This is a genomic window from Pseudomonas mohnii (assembly GCF_900105115.1).
Taxonomy (GTDB): domain Bacteria; phylum Pseudomonadota; class Gammaproteobacteria; order Pseudomonadales; family Pseudomonadaceae; genus Aquipseudomonas; species Aquipseudomonas mohnii.
This window is the reverse complement of record NZ_FNRV01000001.1, coordinates 1,423,473-1,443,055: the sequence shown is the minus strand read 5'-3', so window position 1 is coordinate 1,443,055 and position 19,583 is coordinate 1,423,473. Positions and strand designations below refer to the sequence as shown.

General features: G+C 60.1%; 13 protein-coding genes. 8 read left to right on the top strand and 5 right to left on the bottom strand.

Annotated features, from left to right (window positions below; all coding sequences use genetic code 11):
• Window positions 1–9: 9 nt before the first annotated feature.
• Together BLV61_RS06810 and mfd are read right to left on the bottom strand one after the other, a co-directional pair.
• The gene (locus tag BLV61_RS06810; RefSeq protein ID WP_047531354.1) at window positions 10–576 is read right to left on the bottom strand and encodes a CsiV family protein; all 567 of its coding nucleotides are present in this window, start codon (window positions 574–576) and stop codon (window positions 10–12) included.
• A 10-nt stretch (window positions 577–586) separates the two neighbouring features.
• Complete coding sequence (mfd, locus tag BLV61_RS06805; RefSeq protein ID WP_047531352.1) at window positions 587–4,036, bottom strand: transcription-repair coupling factor; 3,450 nt, start codon at window positions 4,034–4,036, stop codon at window positions 587–589.
• 364 nt (window positions 4,037–4,400) lie between these two features.
• On the opposite strand from mfd, the gene BLV61_RS06800 reads away from it, so the two are divergent.
• The 5 genes from BLV61_RS06800 to BLV61_RS06780 all read left to right on the top strand — a co-directional run bounded on the left by BLV61_RS06800 (window position 4,401) and on the right by BLV61_RS06780 (window position 12,565).
• Entirely contained in the window at window positions 4,401–5,864 is a 1,464-nt protein-coding gene (locus BLV61_RS06800; RefSeq protein ID WP_047531350.1) for a glyceraldehyde-3-phosphate dehydrogenase, read from the top strand.
• 653 nt (window positions 5,865–6,517) lie between these two features.
• Window positions 6,518–7,723 (top strand): HlyD family secretion protein, encoded by a 1,206-nt coding sequence (locus BLV61_RS06795; RefSeq protein WP_047531348.1) that lies wholly within the window; start codon window positions 6,518–6,520, stop codon window positions 7,721–7,723.
• Window positions 7,720–8,964, top strand: a complete 1,245-nt coding sequence (locus BLV61_RS06790) for a hypothetical protein (protein WP_090463759.1) — start codon at window positions 7,720–7,722, stop codon at window positions 8,962–8,964. The genes BLV61_RS06795 and BLV61_RS06790 overlap by 4 nt, the downstream gene beginning before the upstream one ends.
• A gap of 1 nt (window position 8,965) precedes the next feature.
• Window positions 8,966–11,116: a glycosyltransferase family 2 protein gene (locus BLV61_RS06785; RefSeq protein WP_090463756.1), complete on the top strand. Its 2,151-nt coding sequence runs from the start codon at window positions 8,966–8,968 to the stop codon at window positions 11,114–11,116.
• A 39-nt stretch (window positions 11,117–11,155) separates the two neighbouring features.
• The gene (locus tag BLV61_RS06780) at window positions 11,156–12,565 is read left to right on the top strand and encodes an efflux transporter outer membrane subunit (protein WP_244159835.1); all 1,410 of its coding nucleotides are present in this window, start codon (window positions 11,156–11,158) and stop codon (window positions 12,563–12,565) included.
• Window positions 12,566–12,669: 104 nt separating this feature from the next.
• Here BLV61_RS06780 and tcuC read toward each other — a convergent pair whose 3' ends face one another.
• On the bottom strand, window positions 12,670–13,968 hold the full coding sequence (tcuC, locus tag BLV61_RS06775) for an MFS transporter (protein ID WP_047531340.1): 1,299 nt from the start codon (window positions 13,966–13,968) through the stop codon (window positions 12,670–12,672).
• 276 nt (window positions 13,969–14,244) lie between these two features.
• Between tcuC and BLV61_RS06770 the strand changes: the two genes are divergently transcribed.
• Window positions 14,245–15,270 (top strand): FAD:protein FMN transferase, encoded by a 1,026-nt coding sequence (locus tag BLV61_RS06770; protein ID WP_047531338.1) that lies wholly within the window; start codon window positions 14,245–14,247, stop codon window positions 15,268–15,270.
• Between the two features lie 207 nt (window positions 15,271–15,477).
• A complete protein-coding gene (sthA, locus tag BLV61_RS06765) occupies window positions 15,478–16,872 on the top strand; it encodes a Si-specific NAD(P)(+) transhydrogenase (protein WP_047531336.1) in 1,395 nt (464 codons plus the stop codon).
• A 42-nt stretch (window positions 16,873–16,914) separates the two neighbouring features.
• Here the strand turns inward: sthA and BLV61_RS06760 are convergent, their stop codons facing one another.
• Together BLV61_RS06760 and BLV61_RS06755 are read right to left on the bottom strand one after the other, a co-directional pair.
• On the bottom strand, window positions 16,915–17,637 hold the full coding sequence (locus BLV61_RS06760; RefSeq protein WP_047531334.1) for a glycerophosphodiester phosphodiesterase: 723 nt from the start codon (window positions 17,635–17,637) through the stop codon (window positions 16,915–16,917).
• A gap of 14 nt (window positions 17,638–17,651) precedes the next feature.
• Window positions 17,652–18,233, bottom strand: a complete 582-nt coding sequence (locus BLV61_RS06755) for a PilZ domain-containing protein (RefSeq protein WP_047531332.1) — start codon at window positions 18,231–18,233, stop codon at window positions 17,652–17,654.
• 94 nt (window positions 18,234–18,327) lie between these two features.
• Between BLV61_RS06755 and BLV61_RS06750 the strand changes: the two genes are divergently transcribed.
• Window positions 18,328–19,578 carry a lipoprotein-releasing ABC transporter permease subunit gene (locus BLV61_RS06750; protein ID WP_047531331.1) on the top strand — a complete coding sequence of 417 codons (1,251 nt, stop codon included), beginning with the start codon at window positions 18,328–18,330 and terminating at the stop codon, window positions 19,576–19,578.
• The last annotated feature ends 5 nt before the right edge of the window (window positions 19,579–19,583 follow it).

Below are 19,583 nucleotides of genomic sequence, written 5' to 3'. Positions count from 1 at the left end.
AGGACTCAATCAGTCCGGAATTTCATCGGGGGCTGGCCGAGGTGCGGGGGCGGTCAGCGAGGTGATCTTGATCAGCAGGCCAAGGTGGCCGGCGTCGAGAAAATTCAGCTGTCCATTTTTGGTGTGGCTCTGGGTTTTCAAGCGTTCACTGGCGGTGACCACGCCATCGGCGTTGATCTGGTTGATCCAGAAGTCTGCGTCGACGTCGGTGAAACGACCCAGTTTCAGGCTCAGTGTGCCCTCGATCGGGAATTGGCCGAATTGATCCTTGCCCTCGCTGATCGCGACTTTGGTGGCTTGCTCGCCAAGGGTTTGTTGCCAGGCCTTGTGCAGCAACACGGTGTAGTCAGTGCTGGCGCTGAGTTTTGTCACTTCGCCATTGAGGCTCGGCGTGCGCAGGCTGTCGGGGCTGATGGACTGTGCGCCGGCGGCCCAGTCTTCCGGCGCGGCGCGACTGACGATGGCCGGCACAGCGTTTTGACGGACCAGAATCATTTCGACTTGATACAGATCGGCGGCAAACGCCGTGGGAGTGACCAGGGAAATCATCAAGGTCAGTAAGCGAAACAGGCGCATGCGGCGTCCTTCAAGCAGTTTTCGGGATGAGGCGCTCAAGCAGCGCCTCTACAGTATTAAAGCGCTCTTCCGCGCGTTCCATCGGGACCATGAATTTAAACACCGTGGCCCCTTCGAATTTGTAGCGTTTGGGCTGGCTCTGGATCAGTTTGATCAGGGTCAGCGGGTCGACCGGGGTTTGCGCCGCGAACTCGATACGGCCACCTTGCGGACCGCCGTCGACTTTCTTGATGCCCAGCAACTCGGCCTGCAATTTCAGGGCGGTGATGCGCATCAGGTTTTTGGTCGGCTCCGGCAGCAGGCCGAAACGGTCGATCATTTCCACTTGCAGATCTTTCAGTCCTTCCTCATCGGTAGCTGAAGCGATGCGTTTGTAGAGAATCAGTCGTGCGTGGACGTCTGGCAGATAATCCTCGGGAATCAGTGCCGGCACCCGCAAGTTGACTTCCGGACCACCGCCCAGGGGTTGGTCGAGGTTCGGCTGTTCGCCCTTGCGGATCGACTTCACTGCGCGCTCGAGCATTTCCATGTACAGCGTGAAACCGACTGCCTGGATCTGTCCGCTCTGGCCATCGCCGAGCAATTCGCCGGCGCCGCGGATTTCCAGGTCATTGGTGGCGAGCACGAAGCCCGCGCCGAGGTCCTGGGTGTTGGCGATCGCTTCCAGGCGCTTTTCCGCGTCCGGGGTGATTTGCTGGCGCGGCGGTGTCAGCAGGTAGGCATACGCCTGGTGGTGACTGCGTCCGACCCGGCCGCGCAACTGGTGCAACTGCGCCAGGCCGAACTTGTCGGCGCGCTCGATGATGATGGTGTTGGCGCTGGGCACGTCGATGCCGGTCTCGATGATGGTCGAGGCGATCAGCACGTTGAAGCGCTTGTGGTAGAAGTCGCTCATGACCTGTTCGAGCTCGCGTTCGCGCATCTGCCCGTGACCGATGCCGATCCGTGCCTCGGGCACCAGTTCGGCGAGATCGGCGGCGCATTTCTCGATGGTCTTCACGTCGTTGTGCAGGTAGTAGACCTGGCCGCCACGCAGCAACTCGCGGAGCAGGGCTTCCTTGACCGTGCTTTTGTTCTGTTCCATGACGAAGGTCCGCACGGACAGGCGACGCGCCGGCGGCGTGGCAATGATCGACAGGTCGCGCATGCCCGATACCGCCATGTTCAGCGTGCGCGGAATCGGTGTGGCGGTCAGGGTGAGAATGTCGACTTCGCTGCGCAGTGCCTTGAGCTGTTCTTTTTGGCGCACACCGAAACGGTGTTCTTCGTCGATGATCACCAACCCGAGGTTTTTGATTTTGACGTCGTCCTGCAACAACTTGTGCGTGCCGATGACGATGTCGATCTTGCCTTCGGCCAGATCCGCCACCGCCGCATTCACTTCCTTGGTCGACTTGAAGCGGCTCATCACTTCCACGGTCACCGGCCAATCGGCGAAACGGTCGCGGAAGCTGTTGTAGTGCTGTTGGGCGAGCAGGGTGGTCGGCACCAGAATCGCCACTTGCTTGCCGCCGTGCACGGCGATGAACGCGGCGCGCATGGCCACTTCGGTCTTGCCGAAACCGACGTCGCCACACACCAGGCGGTCCATCGGTTTTGGCGCGAGCATGTCTTCGCGCACCGCTTCGATGGTGGTTTGCTGATCGGGCGTTTCTTCGAACGGGAAACCGGCGCTGAAAGTGGCGTAATCGGCTTTCGGGTCGGCGAAGGCATAGCCTTCGCGGGCGGCGCGACGCGCATAGATGTCGAGCAATTCGGCCGCTACGTCGCGAACTTGTTCAGCGGCTTTGCGCTTGGCTTTCTGCCAGGTCTCGGAGCCGAGGCGGTGCAGCGGGGCCAAGGCATCGTCGCTGCCGGTGTAGCGGGCGATCAGATGCAGGTTGGCTACCGGTACGTAGAGCTTGGCGCCCTCGGCGTATTCCAGGGCGAGGAATTCGGCGGTCTGGCTGTCGATTTCCAGGGTGGCGAGGCCGAGGTAGCGACCGACCCCGTGATCGATATGCACCACCGGCGCGCCTTCGCGCAGTTCGGTGAGGTTCTTGATCACGGCATCGTTGTTGGCGTCGGCGCGTTTTTCGCGACGACGGCGCTGCATGACGCGCTGACCGAACAGCGGGCTTTCGGCAACCAGGGCCAGGGCTGGATCGTCCAGCAGCAAGCCTTCATCGAGCGGCGCGATCGTGATCGCCAGGCGTTCCTTGCCGGCGACAAAGTCCGGCCAGCTGTCGACGGTTTTCGGTCGCAGTTTCAAACGTTCCAGCAGTTCCAGCAGCACTTCGCGGCGGCCTGCGGATTCGGCGGTAAACAGCACGCGTCCGGGAAACTGGTCGAGAAAACCCGCCAGCGCCGCCAGCGGTTGGGTGGCTTTGGCTTCGATAGCCAGGTTCGGCAGTTCCCGGGCAGGGAAGCGTTCGCGACCGACGCCCGTTTCCACGTCCTGTTGACTGGCGACCACCCGTGGCCAGTTCTTCAGGCGCGCAAAGCAGTCTTCCACCGGCAGGAACAGCTCGGCGGGCGGTAATAAAGGACGGGATGGGTCGACGCGCCGCTCTTCATAGCGATTGCGCACGTCGTTCCAGAAGTTTTCCGCCGCCTGTTCGATGCCTGGCAATGAGAACACTTGAGTGTCCTGGGGCAGGTAGTCGAACAGCGTTGAGGTTTCTTCGAAGAACAACGGCAGGTAGTACTCGATGCCGGCCGGGGTAATCCCGCTGCTCAAGTCCTGAAAGATCGGGCAGCGGCGGAAGTCGACGTCGAAGCGCTCGCGGAAACGTGCCTTGAAACGGGTCACGGCTTCTTTCTGCAGCGGGAATTCCTTGGCCGGTAACAACTTGACCGAATCGACCTTGTCGATGGAACGCTGGTTCTCCGGATCGAAGGTGCGCAGGGTTTCGATTTCGTCGTCGAACAAGTCGATCCGGTAAGGCAGCTTGCTGCCCATCGGGAACAGGTCGATCAGCGAGCCGCGCACCGTGAATTCGCCATGCTCGTACACGGTATCGACGTAGCGGTAGCCGGTGGCTTCAAGGCGAGTGCGCATTTGCTCGACGTCGAGCTTCTGTCCGACCTCCAGCACCAGGCTGCTGCCGAGCAGAAATCTGGTCGGTGCCAGGCGGTGCAGGGCGGTGGTGATCGGCACCACCAGCACACCGTGCGCCAGTTCGGGCAGTCGATACAGGCTGGCGATGCGCTGGGAAATGATGTCCTGGTGCGGCGAGAACAGATCGTAGGGCAAGGTTTCCCAGTCGGGGAAATGCAGCACAGGCAAATCCGGGGCGAAGAAACTCAGCTCCTGTTCCAGCCGTTCGGCGCTTTGGCTGTCGGCGGTCAGTAGCAGGGTAAAGCGCTTGGCCGCGCTGGCGGCCTCGGCGATGGCCAGGCTCAGGGCGGCACCGGGCAGGTTGCCCCAATGCTGTTTACCTGCCTCGGCAGGGAGATGCGGTAGACGCAGAACGGGCACGGAAGGTTGAGCTCCAAGCGTTGCGACAAAGTCGGTAATTGTAGCGGCCTCGGGTGCCGCCTGTCAGTTGCAGACTGTGTCTATTACGCCGGTTTGGCGAAATGTAGTGGTAAAGACAAAAAACGCCTGTTTTTTATCAAGAATTATTGAATATGTAGTGGTAAAACGAATGAGTGTTACGGAGGGTTACGCACAACGCGACGTAGCCCACTGAAAAAGTGAGTGGGCTGCAAGCCCCGGTTTTATTGGGTTTGCGCGATGTGTGATTTTTTTGAACGGAGAATTGTTACGGATCGCACGACAGGCGCGCATTGCTACGCGAGTCACTCGGCGGCATAATGTAGCCCCTTTTTTCTGCCCCTACATGTGGAAGGTTCCCGTGACTCAGAAGCCCGACCAGTGTCTTGGTGAATGGATCGACCGTGAAGCACTCGCAGAAGCGATGATTCCGCTTATCGGTCAGCTCTACCGCAATAACAACGTGGTGAGCTCGATCTATGGCCGCAGCCTGATCAATCGTTCAGTCATTGCGATTCTCAAAGCTCACCGCTTTGCTCGTCATCGTCAGTCCGACGACAGCGAGCTGTCCGTCCACGAAACATTCCCGCTGCTCAAGGCGATGAGCGAGCTCAAGCTCGGCGCCGCTTCGGTAGACCTGGGCAAGCTCGCGGTCAAATTCAAGACCCAGGGCAATGGTCGCACTGTCGAGCAGTTCGTCCGTGAAGAACTGGCTGACGTGGTTGGCCAGCAGAACGCTTCCGCTCGCAAAGGCACCGACGTGGTCCTGTACGGCTTCGGTCGTATCGGCCGTCTGCTGGCGCGCATCCTGATCGAGAAAACCGGTGGTGGCGACGGCCTGCGTCTGCGCGCCATCGTTGTCCGCAAGGGCGCCGAGAACGATCTGGTCAAGCGTGCGAGCCTGCTGCGTCGCGATTCGGTTCATGGTCCGTTCGATGGCACCATCACCATTGATGAAGCCAACAACACCATCACCGCGAACGGCAACCTGATCCAGGTTATCTACGCGAAAAACCCGACTGAAGTGGATTACACCCAGTACGGCATCAAAGACGCGCTGCTGGTGGATAACACTGGCGTATGGCGTGACGCCGATGGCCTGGGCCAGCACCTGGCCTGCCCGGGTATCGACCGCGTTGTCCTGACCGCGCCTGGCAAAGGCAAGCTGAAGAACATCGTTCACGGCATCAACCATGCCGAGATCACCGCTGACGACAAGATCATTTCGGCCGCTTCCTGCACCACCAACGCCATCGTGCCGGTGCTGAAGGCCGTGAATGACAAGTTCGGCATCGTCAACGGCCACGTTGAAACGGTTCACTCGTACACCAACGACCAGAACCTGATCGACAACTTCCACAAGGGCGATCGCCGTGGCCGTAGCGCCGCGCTGAACATGGTCATCACCGAGACCGGTGCTGCCACTGCCGCTGCCAAGGCCTTGCCTGAGCTGGCCGGCAAGCTGACCGGTAACGCGATCCGCGTTCCGACGCCAAACGTGTCGATGGCCATTCTCAACCTGAACCTTGAGAAAGCCACCACCCGCGACGAGATCAACGAGTACCTGCGCCAGATGGCCATGCACTCCGATCTGCACAAGCAAATCGACTACGTCAGCTCGCAGGAAGTGGTTTCCACCGACTTCGTTGGCTCGCGCCACGCAGGCGTTGTGGACGCTGAAGCGACCATCACCCAGGACAACCGCGTTGTACTGTACGTTTGGTACGACAACGAGTTCGGCTACAGCTGCCAGGTGGTTCGCGTGATGGAAGACATGGCCGGTGTAAACCCGCCAGCGTTCCCGCGCTAAGCCTTAGCGGTACATGAAAACGCCCCGACATAGTCGGGGCGTTTTTGTTTGGGCGATTGTCGTGTCCAAATCACGCGGTAAACACAAAAACCTGTAGGAGCTGGCTTGCCAGCGAAAGCGGTCCGTCAGTCGATATTGATGTTGGACTATTCGCTGGCAAGCCAGCGCCAACAAGTACCACTACTTATATCTTTTTAATCTTTCCGATAACGAATTGAGAATTATCTAAAATACGATACAAAGTTCATTTTTAAATTAAAAATAAAAACCTGTAGTAAAAATAAGTAGTTGTCGCATATTTTATTCAGTAATAGTTTCAGTGGATCCAATTTTGTAAATGGTACATATTTGACGTCATTTAATTGTCCGATTCAAATGCTTGACACCCCTCGGGACTGAATCTAGTGTCGCCAGTGTAAGCGCCCGCTCTGCCACGGGCCTGTCGAGTCTTTTCGTTATTGCTGTACAACAACTCTCCAAAAAGACAGGAATCTCATTCCTGCTCACATCACCATAAAATCCAATAAAACGTCGTCGGCTTAGTTGCTGTTCGATCGATCAATTTCGTTTTGCTCACCCTGCCAAAAGTGTTTCGCAGTCACGGTTTGTTATTGCCTGGCTGATATGCGGTTGGTCTATCGGGAGAGTCAGACATGGCAGAAGAACGCTCAAAGCTATTGTCACTGTTGCCACGCCTGGTGGGGTTGGGTGTCCTTGGATTTATCGTCTGGTTACTGTTGTCGACCTTGCTGATGCCGTTGGTGTCCGCCTCGGCGACACGGGCGATTTTGAATGCGCCGGTGATTCTGTTGACCACTCCGATTGATGGCGTGGTGAGTTCGTTGGAGGTCAAGCCCGGCATGACTTTCAGTCAGGGTCAGAAAATTGCGGTAGTGGAAAATCCGCGAGCCAACCAGGAAACCCTGCTGACCCTGCAAACCCGGCGCCTGACCCTGGAGCAGCAGCTGTCCTCGTCAACCAGTCAGGCCGAGCACGATCAGCGGTACTACGAGGAACTGGAGAAAACCAGCGAGCAGTATCAGGCCGCGTTTCACACCCGCCAGTTGTTCACTCAAAAAGCGCTCAAAGCCGAAAACAGTGCGGCCAGCGCACGGTTGATAGACGCCCAGGAAACCGTCGAGCGCAATCTCGAGTTGTTCGTCCAGGGGGCTGTGAGTGGCGCGGTGGTTGCGTCGTCGAAAGCCCAGTTGGCTTCGTTGCAAGGGGCGGCGGAATCGGTGCGTTCGCAATTGCGGATCACCGACGGCGACGTCAGTGCGGCAAGCAAGCAGGTTTACCTCGATCCCGATCAACTGCGCATGTTCGATCTCAGCGCGCAGATGACCACGCTCAAACTCAGTCTGGAGAACCAGGCCCGCAACCGCCGGGCGTATCAACAGGAACTCGACAACCTCAATCAGCTGATCGAAACCGAGCAGAACCGGGTCAAGTTGATGGCCGGCTACGACGTCGTTGCCTACTCGCCCGGTACCGTCCAGGAGTTGCTGGCGCCTCAGGGCACGCTGGTGCAGGCCGGCTCGACCTTGTTGCGCGCCACCGATTGCGGACAAAGCTACGTGATTGCGGTGTTCCCCGAGCGCATGGCCAGCAAGATCGACCGCGACAGCGTGCTCACGGTGAAAATCCGTGGGTTGAATGAACCCCTCAAGGCCAGCGTGGTGCAGTTGCTGTCCAGCACGTCGGACATTCGCGCCAACACCTACAGCGTGCCGTTCCCCTATGCCGAGCAGAATTCGGTGTACGTCGTCGGCACGTTTGCCTCAGACCTGACCGACGCCCAGCGAGCCATGACCTGCAACCCAGGGTTGTGGGCCAGTGCCGAGGTGTCGCGGCCATGAACATTGTTCTGCGCGGGGGATTGAGCTTGATGCTGCTCGTCAGCGGGGTGTCTGCCATGGCGGCTCAGCCGAGGCCGCAACTGGCGGCAATGACCTGTGCGGCGCTGGATCAAGCCGTCACAGCCCTGCCGACGGGGCCGGTGCTGGTGGCCAGTTACCCGCCGCTGGATGGGCATCCTGCGCCGATCCTGGCGTTGCGCGGCGTGGCGTTCACTTACGATAACGCGCTGGCCAGCATTGCCTTGTTTGCGTGCGGCAAGGCGGAGTCGGCGCGGCGGATCGCCGATGCACTGGTCTTCGCGACACGGCACGATCCGGAATATCAGGACGGACGCCTGCGCAATGCCTACGCCGCCGGTGCCGTGGGTTCCCCGTCGATGAAATTGCCGGGTTACTGGAGCGTCGAGCGCAATGCCTGGAATCAGGACGCGTACCAAGTCAGCAGCGCCACCGGCAATCAGGCGTGGGCAGCCCTGGCGCTGTTGGAGGCCTACCGGCAGAGCGGCGAAGCGTCTTACCTGGAGGCTGCACGAAAAGTCCTGTACTGGTCGCAGAAAAACACCTATGACGGGCAATCGCCCGCCGGTTTCAGTGGTGGCTACTACGGGTACTTTTCCAAACAGATCCAGCAGAACTGGAAATCCACCGAGCACAACGTTGACCTCGCCGCGGCGTGGTCGGCACTCGACGCGGTGGCACCCGATAGTGATTCGGCAGCGCAGGCGCAGATTGCCCGGCAGTTTGTCTCGAGCCAGTGGGACGCCGGGGAAGGGCGCTTCCTGATCGGCACCGGTGCCGATGGGCGGACGTCGGACCGCGTGCGATCAGGGCTCGATGCGCAGATTTGGCCTTTGATAGCCCTGCATGATCCACCCAGGGACTGGCGTCGGGTCTTCGCCTTCATCGATCACGCTCACCGTGCTGGCGAGGGGTATGGATTCAATCGCGACCCCGATGGCCTGTGGACCGAAGGCACCGCGCAAGCCGCTGCCGTGGCGCGCTTGAGTGGCTTGAGCGACAAGGCGCAGCCGCTGTGGAGCGTGCTGCTGGCGCAAGAGGCTGGCAATGGATGGCTGTTCGCAACGCCGGCACCGCGCATCAGTACCGGACTGGCCATCGGTCCGGACTCGGTCACCAATGACTTTTTCTACTACCACCTGCCTCACTTGGGCGCCACAGCGTGGGCGGCGATTGCGGCCACCGGCGTCAATCCTTTTACCGGCTCTCAAGAGGCTGACTGACATGCAGGCACTGGATTCGCTGCAACTGCTGCAAATCAATTTCTGGACGCTGGCGGCGGTGGTGTTGTTCACCTGCCTGACCCACCGTGATCAATGGGCCGCGCGGGCCGGTTTCGGCGCTGTCACCGCATTATTGCTGGTCAACTACGCGGCCTGGAGAATTCGCGACACGTTGCCCGACGGCCACTCCGGATTCGCCACGGTCTGGGCCTATGCCTTCCTGTTTTTCGAGATGCTGGCGATTGGTTACACGCTGTTCTCCATCGTCGTGATGCTCTGTCGCACGGATCACCGCAAAGAGGCCGATGCCGGTGAGCGACGTCTGCGTGCGCAAGGCAGTGCGGTGCCTGCGGTGGATATCTTCATCGCCACCTACAACGAAGGCCTCGATATTCTCGAAAAAACCATCATCGCTGCCCAGGCGATCGACTACCCGAATTTCACCATCTGGGTGCTCGACGACACCCGGCGTGACTGGTTACGCGATTACTGTGCCGAGGTGGGCGTGCAATACGCGCGGCGCCCTGACAATTCCCACGCCAAGGCCGGCAACCTGAACAACGGCTTGCGCCAGTCGGCGGCCGCCAGCAATGCGCCTTACATTCTGGTGCTCGATGCCGACTTCGCGCCGCAGCAACCGATCCTGATGCGCACGCTGGGGTTGTTCGACGACCCCAAGGTCGGCCTGGTGCAAACGCCGCAGTTTTACTACAACCCCGATCCGATCCAGCACAACCTCGGCACGTCGGCCTGCTGGGTGGATGAGCAGCGGGTGTTCTTCGATGTGTTTCAGCCGGCGAAGGATGGCTGGGATGCGGCGTTTTGTGTCGGCACGTCCTTCGTGGTGCGGCGCGATTTGATTACCGAAGTCGGCGGTTTTCCTACCGGTTCGGTGTGCGAAGACATCTACACGACCTACCGCTTGTTGCAAAAAGGCTACGTCACCCGTTGGTTGAATGAGCGTCTGTCGATCGGTTTGTCCGCCGAAGGCCTGACCGAGTACATCAACCAGCGCGGGCGCTGGTGCCTGGGCACGATCCAGGTGGCACTGCTCAAGGAAGGCCCGCTGCGCGGCAGCGGCTACACGCTCAACGACCGGTTGCATTATGTGCATGGCCTGATGCACTGGTTTTCCAAGCCGTTCATTTTGATGATGCTGGTTTCGCCGGTGCTCTACTGGTACTTCGGCATCGCCGGGTTCTACGCCAGCCCGGTGGACTTCCTGGCCTTCGGCATGCCGGCGCTGATTGCCTTCTGGGGCTATGGCACCTGGGTCACCGACCGGCGCACCTTGCCGATTTTCACCGAGGTCACGCAGATCGTTGCCTCGCTGGCCGTCACCGCGACCATTGCCAGCGCCATGATCCGACCGTTCGGGCGGCCGTTCAAAGTCACCGCCAAGGGGATTGATCGCTCACGCACGATGGTGCACTGGAAGTTGTTCGGGTTCTTTTTTGCCTTGACGCTGTTTTCGCAGATCGGTGCCTACATCGCCATCAGTACCGCTGCTTCGTTTGACGGCAACATGATGTTCAATCTTTGCTGGACGGTGGTCGCGCTGATCTACAACCTGGCCACGCTGGTGGCTTGTGTCGACCGGCCACGGTTGCATGGCGAGGAACGTTTTCCATTCGATAAGGCCACGGGGTTTCGCTTCGGCGGCAAAGTCCTGCCCGGTCGCCTGGTGGACATCTCCCTCAGTGGCACGTCCTTGACCTGCGCCTTTGCGTCCTCGATCAAGCCGGGGCTGTGTGGTCAGGTGTGGGTCGACAAGCTTGGCTGGCTGGACGTGGAAGTCATGCGCAATCACGGCGACGACCGATTGGGCTTGAGGTTTGCCGACCTGGACGAAACGCTGCGGCGGCGGTTGATCGCACGGTTGTTCAGTGATGCGTCGATCAACGTCGTCAGCAAGGCGGAACCGGCGCAGGCCTTTGGCACGTTACTGCAGCGTTCCCTGTTGGGTGAGAAGCGACTGGCGCCGCGTGCGCCGAAACCGGTCAAGGCGCCGTCTTACGTCTCGCCTGCACGCTGGCGGCCGGTCCGGGTCCGTTCGCGTCAACCGTCTCTGCCGTCCCTCAATGTCAGTCACTCAAGCCTGTGGACACTGCTTCTTTCTCCCTTGCGAGCTTTGCTCGGCCAACGCTTGTAGGTGCGCGCCATGAACAGTTGCTTATCCACGTCTTGCTTCATGTCTTTGCTGCTGCTCGGTGGTTGTTCGCTGGAACCGACCTACGAGAAGCCCGATGCACCCATCGACCAGCAATGGCCGGTGAACACCGCCGGTGAGTGTTGCAAGGGCAAGCAGGCGTTCGACAAAGACTGGCGCGGTTTTGTGGTCGATGACCGACTGCGTCAGTTGATTGAAATGGCCCTGGTCAACAACCGCAGCCTGCGTCAGTTCGCGGCCAGTGTCGAAGAAGCGCGGGCCGGTTATGACAGTGCCGAGTCGGGGCTTTTTCCTACCATTGGCATCGACACTTACGCCGGGCGCAGCAAGCTGCCGCCCCTGGTGCGCACGCCTGGTGGTGGCGCCACGGCCGGCAGTATCGCCAATACGTTTCAGGCCACGGCGGGCTTTACGTCCTACGAGTTGGACTTTTTCGGCCGCCTGCGCAGTCAACGCAATGCGGCGGGGGCACGCTTCGAGGCGTCCGAGGCGGACTATCAAACGGCACGGCTGGCGCTGATCGGCGAAGTCGCCAGCACCTGGTTGAGCCTCAAGGCCAATCAGCATTTGCTGGATCTTGCGCAGAGCACCTACCAATCCCAGGACCGCTACGGCCAACTGTTGCGCAAGAGCTACAACCTCGGTTCCAGTGCCCGGATCGACGTGCACCAGGCCGACGCGCAAACCAATACGGCGGCGGTGCAGGTCAACACTTACCGCATGCAAGTGGCGCAGAACACCAATGCGCTGCGGGTGCTGGTGGGACAACCGATACCGGTGGGGCTGTTGCCCACCGGGGCGCTGGGTGAGCAGATGGCGACACTGGATGTGCCGGCCGGCTTGCCCTCGGCGCTGGTTGAGCGCCGGCCGGACATCATGTCGGCCGAGGCGCAGTTACGCGCAGCCAATGCGGATATCGGCGCGGCACGCACGGCGTACTTCCCGACCTTTTCCCTGACGTCGACACTGGGCAGTCTGACTGGGGACTTTTCCCGTTTGCTCAGCGGGCCGGCCGAGTTCTGGTCGTTAGCCCTGGCGGGTTCGTTGCCCTTGATCGACGGCGGTGGCCGACGAGCACAGGTGGATGCCAGCCATGCGCGCTTCGACGGTCAGGCTGCGGCGTATGAGGCCACGGTGCAGAACGCGTTTCGTGAAGCCGCCGATGCCTTGAATGCCCGGCAGGAGATGCTCACGCAAGTGGAGTTCCAGAAAAAACTGGTGGGGGATTACCAGGAAGCCTATCGGCAGTCACGCCTGCGTTTCGAGGCAGGCATGGACAGCTACTTCTCCACTATGGACGCCCAGCGTTCGTTGTTTGATGCGCAGCAGAAGTGGGCGCAGCTGGAACTGGCTCGGGAGATCAATCAGGTGACGTTGTACAAGGCGCTGGGAGGCGGGTGGAGTCAGTCGTTGAAGATGGCAGATCGGTGAATCTTCGGTGTCTGTTCAGGCCTCTTCGCGAGCAAGCTCGCTCCCACAGGTTTTGTGGTGTTCACAAATCCTGTGGGGGAGGGCTTGCCCGCGATAGCGATCTGTCAGGCGCCGCCAGCCACTGAGGCGCGTGCCGTGCGCAGTTCGTGCTTGTTGCCGCGGAACAGTACCAGCGTCGCGATCAACCCCAGCATCGCCGCAGCGCTGAGCCATATCCCCGGTGCCGCTTTGTTGTCCAGCACATGGATCAGGTAAGTACAGGCCGCCGGGGTAAAACCGCCGAAGGTCGCGGTCGCCAGGCTGTAGGCCAGGGAGAAGCCGGTTGTACGAACTTCCACTGGCATGATCTCGGTCAGGGCCACCACCATGGCGCCGTTGTACGAGCCATAGAGGAACGACAGCCAGAGTTCGACGATCAACAGATGGCTGAAGCTCGGGTTCGCCACCAGCCACGACAATGCCGGGTAGGCGGTGAGAATCGCCAGAATGGTCGCCGCCAGCAGCAGGGGTTTACGTCCGATCTTGTCTGACACTGAACCCATCACCGGCAGCCAGAAGAAATTCGAGAGGCCGATGCACACGGTGACCAGCAAGGCATCCATGTCCGACAAGTGCAGTTCGGCCTTGCCAAAGGTCGGGGTGTAGGCGGTGATCAGGTAGAACGACACCGTGGTCATCACCACCAGCGCCATGCCGGCGATGACGATGCCGAAATTCTGACTGATCGAACGGACAATTTCGCGCAGGGTTGGACGATGCTTGCGGGCCTGGAATTCTGGTGTTTCTTCCAGCGAACGACGTATCACGAAGATCACCGGCACGATCATGCAGCCGATCAGGAACGGAACGCGCCAGCCCCAATCACCCATTTGTTCCGGGCTGAGCCAATGGTTCAAGCCAACACCCAGCAGCCCGGCGAATACCACCGCGGCTTGCTGGCTGGCGGACTGCCAACTGACGAAGAACCCTTTGCGTCCCGGCGTGGAAATTTCCGCCAGGTACACCGACACGCCCCCCAGCTCCACCCCCGCCGAGAAACCTTGCAGCAGTCGACCGAACAGCACGATCAGCGGAGCGGCGACACCGAGGGTCGCGTAGCCCGGCACGCAGGCGATCAATATCGTGCCGGCGGCCATCAAGGCCAGGGTGATGATCAGCCCCTTGCGACGACCGTGGCGGTCGATGTAGGCACCGAGGAAAATCGCCCCCAACGGGCGCATCAGGAAGCCCGCCCCGAAAGTGGCCAGCGAGAGCATCAGGGACGCAAAAGCGCTATCGGCAGGAAAGAAGGTTTTGGCGATGGCTGTGGCGTAGAAGCCATAGACCATAAAGTCGAACATCTCGAGGAAGTTGCCGCTGACAACGCGAAAAATCGCCTTGCCTTTGCCCGTATTAGAGGACATTTGAACGTACTCGCTGTTGGCTGTTTTATTGGAGATCCTTGATTCAGACGCGTCCCTTCCTGTCGCTGAAAGGCAAGGCACCTTTGGCGAGCATTTTGTAACAATATGTGTGGCGATATGGATAGGCAACCATTAATTAGCTAGCTGCTTAAACGTTTTTGCCATTACACGGTTCGAATGGCGCACTGGAGCGAATTAAGTGGGACACGCAGCGCAAAAATGTCGGGGCCTGTCGCATAATCGCTGGCCTTGGCGTTGTGCCATGGACTGTCGGGGATGCAGGGTTTGTTGAATGGGCGGCTGTTTGGTCTCGTGTCTCTGATCGTCGTGTTGTCCGCCTGCGGCAACGGCGACTCCATGGAAAGCTTTGGCGGCCCGACCATGGGCAGCACGTATTCGATCAAGTACGTGCGCCGTGCCGGTCTCCCGGCGGCGGCAGATGTTCGTGTCGAGGTGGAAAAAATCCTCGCTGACATCGACCGGCAACTGTCGACCTACCGCAGCGATTCGGATATCGAGCGCTTCAATGACCTGCCCGCCAATCGCTGTCAGAAAATGCCTGCGTCCATCCTCAAATTGATCCGCGTGGGTGAACAACTGTCGGAACAAAGCGAAGGCTCCTACGACCTGACGGTGGAACCGCTGCTCAACCTTTGGGGGTTTGGCCCGCAGGGGCGCGAGGAAAAAGTCCCGGCTGAACAGGCGTTGGCGCAGGCGCGGCAGCGAGTCGGTTATCAACACCTGCGCATCGAGGGCGATCAGCTGTGCAAGGATGCTGCAGTCGAGGTCGACTTCAACAGCATTGCCGCCGGTTACGCGGTCGATACGATTGCCGCACGACTCGAAGCACTGGGCATTCACGACTACCTGGCCGAAGCCACTGGCGAACTCAAGGCCGCGGGCAAGAAGCTTGACGGTTCGCCGTGGCGCATCGCCCTGGAAGAGCCTCGCGACGATCAACAGGTCGCTGAGCGTATCGTCGCCGTCGACGGTTTCGGCTTGTCCACCTCCGGCGACTACCGAAATTATTTCGAGCAGGGTGGGCGGCGCTATTCCCATACCTTCGATGCCCGCACCGGTGCGCCGGTCTCAAGCACGCTGGCGTCCGTCACGGTCATTCATCCTTCAGCGTTGATGGCCGATGGCTTGTCGACGCTGTTGTTGATTCTTGGCCCGGAGCGCGGTTGGGACTACGCGGAAAAACACGATATCGGCGCATTTTTTGTGATTCGTGCCGATACAGGTTTCGTCACACGTACCAGTCACGCTTTTGAACGGGTCACGGGTGGGAAAACCGAATGATCAGGGCGTTTCAAGCACTGAAGACTGACGTTGTAGCGCAGGCAAAACTAGCCTACGACGCGACCAAGGGTTAATGTGCGCGGCGTTGACGCTTCTATAGACTGTGTCCGGGTTCTGCACTGGCCCCAAATTGTTCCTTCATGCCACAGATTGGCGTGATTTAGCCGCAGGTGCCGATGGCGCCACGGCCTGTTCTGAGGAGTACGCATGGCTGTCTACAACTACGACGTGGTGGTGTTGGGTTCCGGCCCGGCGGGGGAAGGCGCGGCAATGAACGCCGCCAAAGCGGGACGCAAGGTGGCGATGGTCGATAGCCGTCGCCAGGTCGGCGGCAACTGCACTCACTTGGGCACCATCCCGTCCAAGGCACTGCGTCACTCGGTCCGGCAGATCATGCAGTTCAACACCAACCCGATGTTCCGGGCCATTGGTGAACCGCGCTGGTTCTCGTTCCCGGACGTGCTGAAAAGCGCCGAAAAAGTCATCGCCAAACAAGTCGCCTCGCGCACCGGCTACTACGCCCGTAACCGCGTCGACGTGTTCTTCGGCACCGGCAGCTTCGCCGACGAGCAAACCATCGAAGTGGTCTGCGCCAATGGCGTGGTTGAAAAACTGGTGGCCAAGCACATCATCATCGCCACCGGCTCGCGTCCGTATCGTCCGGCCGACATCGATTTCAACCACCCGCGTATCTACGATAGCGACACCATCCTCAGCCTCGGCCACACCCCGCGCAAACTGATCGTTTACGGCGCCGGCGTGATCGGTTGCGAATACGCATCGATTTTCAGTGGTCTGGGTGTACTGGTTGAGCTGGTGGACAACCGTGGTCAGTTGCTGAGCTTCCTCGACTCGGAAATTTCCCAGGCGTTGAGCTACCACTTCAGCAACAACAACATCACGGTTCGCCACAACGAAGACTACGACCGCGTCGAAGGTGTGGACAACGGCGTGATCCTGCATCTGAAGTCCGGCAAGAAGATCAAGGCCGACGCCTTGCTCTGGTGCAACGGCCGTACCGGTAACACCGATCAACTCGGTATGGAAAACATCGGCGTCAAGGTCAACAGCCGCGGCCAGATCGAAGTCGATGAGGCTTATCGCACCTGCGTGCCGAACATTTACGGCGCCGGTGACGTGATCGGCTGGCCGAGCCTGGCCAGTGCCGCCCACGACCAGGGCCGTTCGGCCGCTGGCAGCATCGTCGACAACGGCAGCTGGCGCTTCGTCAACGACGTACCGACCGGGATCTACACCATTCCGGAGATCAGTTCGATCGGCAAGAACGAGCAAGAGCTGACCCAGGCCAAAGTGCCGTACGAAGTGGGCAAGGCGTTCTTCAAGAGCATGGCGCGGGCGCAGATCGCCGGCGAGCCGCAAGGCATGCTGAAGATCCTGTTCCACCGCGAAACCCTGGAAGTGCTGGGCGTGCATTGCTTCGGTTATCAGGCGTCGGAGATCGTGCACATCGGTCAGGCGATCATGAGCCAGCCGGGCGAGCAAAATACCCTGAAGTATTTCGTCAACACCACGTTCAACTACCCGACCATGGCCGAAGCCTATCGGGTAGCGGCGTACGACGGCCTCAACCGGCTTTTTTGAGTGGCTCCGGCCGGTGGCCTGAGCCGGCCGGGGAGACCGATTTCAGCAATTCTCGAGCGTGGCAATGGCCAAACCGGGAAAGTCTGTAATCAGGCTGTCAACGCCGAAGTCAGCGAGTCTGCGCATCAGCGCAGGCTCGTTGACGGTCCATACCGACACATGCAACCCCTGACGCTGCGCCTTCTCCAGGCGTTCCGGCGTGCACAGGGTCCAGTTCAGCGCCAGAATCCCGCAGCCATAGCTTGCCGCGACCTTCAGCGGGTCGAGCCAGGCGTACTCGGCGACCAGTCCGCGGGACACGTCCGGCACCAGGTCCAGCGCAGCCTTCAGCACTTCCCGCGAGCTGGAGGTGATCGTCACCTTGTCCATCAGGCCATGCCGTTGCGCCATTTCACGAATCGCCAGCACGGTGGTTGCCGCGCGGGTGCGTGAAGCGCTTTTGACTTCCAGTTGCCAGTGATCGAAATCGCATTCTTCGAACAGAGAGTCCAGGGTCGGGATCGGGCATGGCTTGATCCAGCCCGGGCCGCCCTTGCGCGCGTCGTAGGTCACCAGCTCCGCCGCCGTGTGCTCGACCACCTTGCCGCGACGGTCGGTGGTGCGCTTGAGGGTCGGGTCGTGGATGACCATCAGTTCGCCGTCCATGGACAGGTGCAAGTCCAGTTCGCAACGGCGTACGCCGTGCTTGAGGCATTCCTGAAAGCTGGTCAGGGTGTTTTCCGGTGCTTCGCCCTTGGCGCCGCGATGGCCGTAGATGAGGGTCACGGTTCTTCCTTAAATTAATTGCCTGATTCGATTTGTTCGCGGGCCAGGCGTCGTTCCTGGGCCTGCTTTTGCAAGATGTAGCGGGCCAGCAGTTGCCGCTGCGCGTCGGTCGGGTGTTCGAACTCGGTGCCGACGGCGTAGCTGTCGCCCTTGCGGTCACAATGGGTGACGCGAGCGCGCAACAACAGGCCAAGGGCTTGCGGCATCAGCACCAGTTTGACCGACAGGTGTGCTCCGGTGGCAATGGGCGTGGGGTGCTGGAAGTCGATACCGCCTTCGGAGAGGATCACCGGCTGCGGTTCACCGATCTGCCCGAGTACGGTGATGGCGACCACCTGGCTCAGCAAATCGATGCGTTTGTTCTGGGACTTGAGGAACGCCGCGAGGTTGCGGTCACGCTCGCTGATCTGGCGCAACAGGTGCTGCGACTCGAATTCGCTCAGGTGCAGTTCACTGAGCACGTTGAAGAGTGGGGAAGCATCCTGCAACACTTCCTGGCCTGCGGCTTCGGGAGCGGACAGGGGCCGAATTTCCAGTGCGATCGTGTCCTCGATACGGTAGTATTCGCGGCGATCTTCTTCATCTAATGTCGACATGGCGAACCCATGGTAGCGGCGGTGGTCTGAGTGTAAAGCTGGTTATCAACCCCCGCCACAAGGACGTTCCTTTTCCCTCCGAACAAGCCCCGACATGTTCAGACCTCTCTTCGTATTTATCGGCACGCGTTATACCCGTGCAAAGCGTCGCAATCATTTTGTGTCATTCATTTCCCTGACCTCGATGATCGGACTCGCCCTCGGCGTGGTCGTGATGATCGTGGTGCTGTCGGTGATGAACGGCTTCGATCATGAGATGCGCACCCGCGTGCTGGGCATGGTGCCCCATGCGACCATCGAGTCCGGCGAGCCGATCAGCGATTGGCAAAGCCTTGCGACCAAGGTCAAGCAGAATCCGCAGGTGACGGCCGTTGCGCCGTTCACGCAAATGCAGGGGTTGCTGACCAACAACGGCAAGGTCTCGAAAGTCCTGCTCAATGCCATCGACCCGGCGCAAGAACGCCAGGTGTCGATCATTGATAACTTCATGCAGCAGGGCAAACTCGACGACCTGGTGCCGGGCGAGTTCGGCATCGTCATCGGTGACAAGGCGGCGGCCAAACTTGGCGCGGCGATCGGCGACAAGCTGACCTTCGTGGCGCCGGAAGTCACCGTGACCCCCGCCGGGATGTTTCCGCGCATGAAGCGTTTCACCGTGGTCGGCATTTTCCACGTCGGCGCCGGTGAGCTCGACGGTTACCTGGGCGTCACCAACCTGCAGGACCTTGCGCGGTTGCATCGCTGGAAGCCGGACCAGGTCCAGGGCCTGCGCCTGAAGTTCGATGACCTGTTCCAGGCGCCGCGCACCGCGTGGAGCATCGCCCGCGAACTCGGCGAAGATCGTTACTACGCCCGCGACTGGACCCGTACCCACGGCAACCTGTATCAGGCGATCCGCATGGAAAAAGCCATGATCGGCCTGTTATTGCTGCTGATCGTCGCCGTGGCCGCGTTCAACATCATTTCCACGCTGGTGATGGTGGTGAACGACAAGAAGAGCGACATCGCGATTCTGCGTACCCTCGGTGCCACGCCTGGCACGATCATGCGCACGTTCATGGTGCAAGGCACGGTCATTGGCGTGGTCGGTACGGCCATCGGTGCCGTGGTCGGGATCTTCGCCGCGCTGAATGTCAGCGCCGCGATCTCGGCGCTGGAAGGCCTGATCGGGCACAAATTCCTCAACGCCGACGTGTATTTCATCGATTACCTGCCGTCGCAGGTGCAGAGCCAGGATGTGTTGATGGTCTGCGCCGCCGCGTTGGTCCTGAGTTTCCTCGCCACCCTGTATCCAGCCTGGCGTGCCGCGCGCACCCAGCCTGCGGAGGCGCTACGTTATGAGTGAGTCGG

Excerpts from the sequence above, each read along its gene's own strand:
- BLV61_RS06810 (WP_047531354.1), bottom strand. The coding sequence starts at position 576 with ATGCGCCTGTTTCGCTTACTGACCTTGATGATTTCCCTGGTCACTCCC.
- BLV61_RS06800 (WP_047531350.1), top strand. The coding sequence starts at position 4,401 with ATGTGGAAGGTTCCCGTGACTCAGAAGCCCGACCAGTGTCTTGGTGAA.
- BLV61_RS06795 (WP_047531348.1), top strand. The coding sequence starts at position 6,518 with ATGGCAGAAGAACGCTCAAAGCTATTGTCACTGTTGCCACGCCTGGTG.
- BLV61_RS06790 (WP_090463759.1), top strand. The coding sequence starts at position 7,720 with ATGAACATTGTTCTGCGCGGGGGATTGAGCTTGATGCTGCTCGTCAGC.
- BLV61_RS06785 (WP_090463756.1), top strand. The coding sequence starts at position 8,966 with ATGCAGGCACTGGATTCGCTGCAACTGCTGCAAATCAATTTCTGGACG.
- BLV61_RS06780 (WP_244159835.1), top strand. The coding sequence starts at position 11,156 with ATGTCTTTGCTGCTGCTCGGTGGTTGTTCGCTGGAACCGACCTACGAG.
- tcuC (WP_047531340.1), bottom strand. The coding sequence starts at position 13,968 with ATGTCCTCTAATACGGGCAAAGGCAAGGCGATTTTTCGCGTTGTCAGC.
- BLV61_RS06770 (WP_047531338.1), top strand. The coding sequence starts at position 14,245 with ATGCAGGGTTTGTTGAATGGGCGGCTGTTTGGTCTCGTGTCTCTGATC.
- sthA (WP_047531336.1), top strand. The coding sequence starts at position 15,478 with ATGGCTGTCTACAACTACGACGTGGTGGTGTTGGGTTCCGGCCCGGCG.
- BLV61_RS06755 (WP_047531332.1), bottom strand. The coding sequence starts at position 18,233 with ATGTCGACATTAGATGAAGAAGATCGCCGCGAATACTACCGTATCGAG.
- BLV61_RS06750 (WP_047531331.1), top strand. The coding sequence starts at position 18,328 with ATGTTCAGACCTCTCTTCGTATTTATCGGCACGCGTTATACCCGTGCA.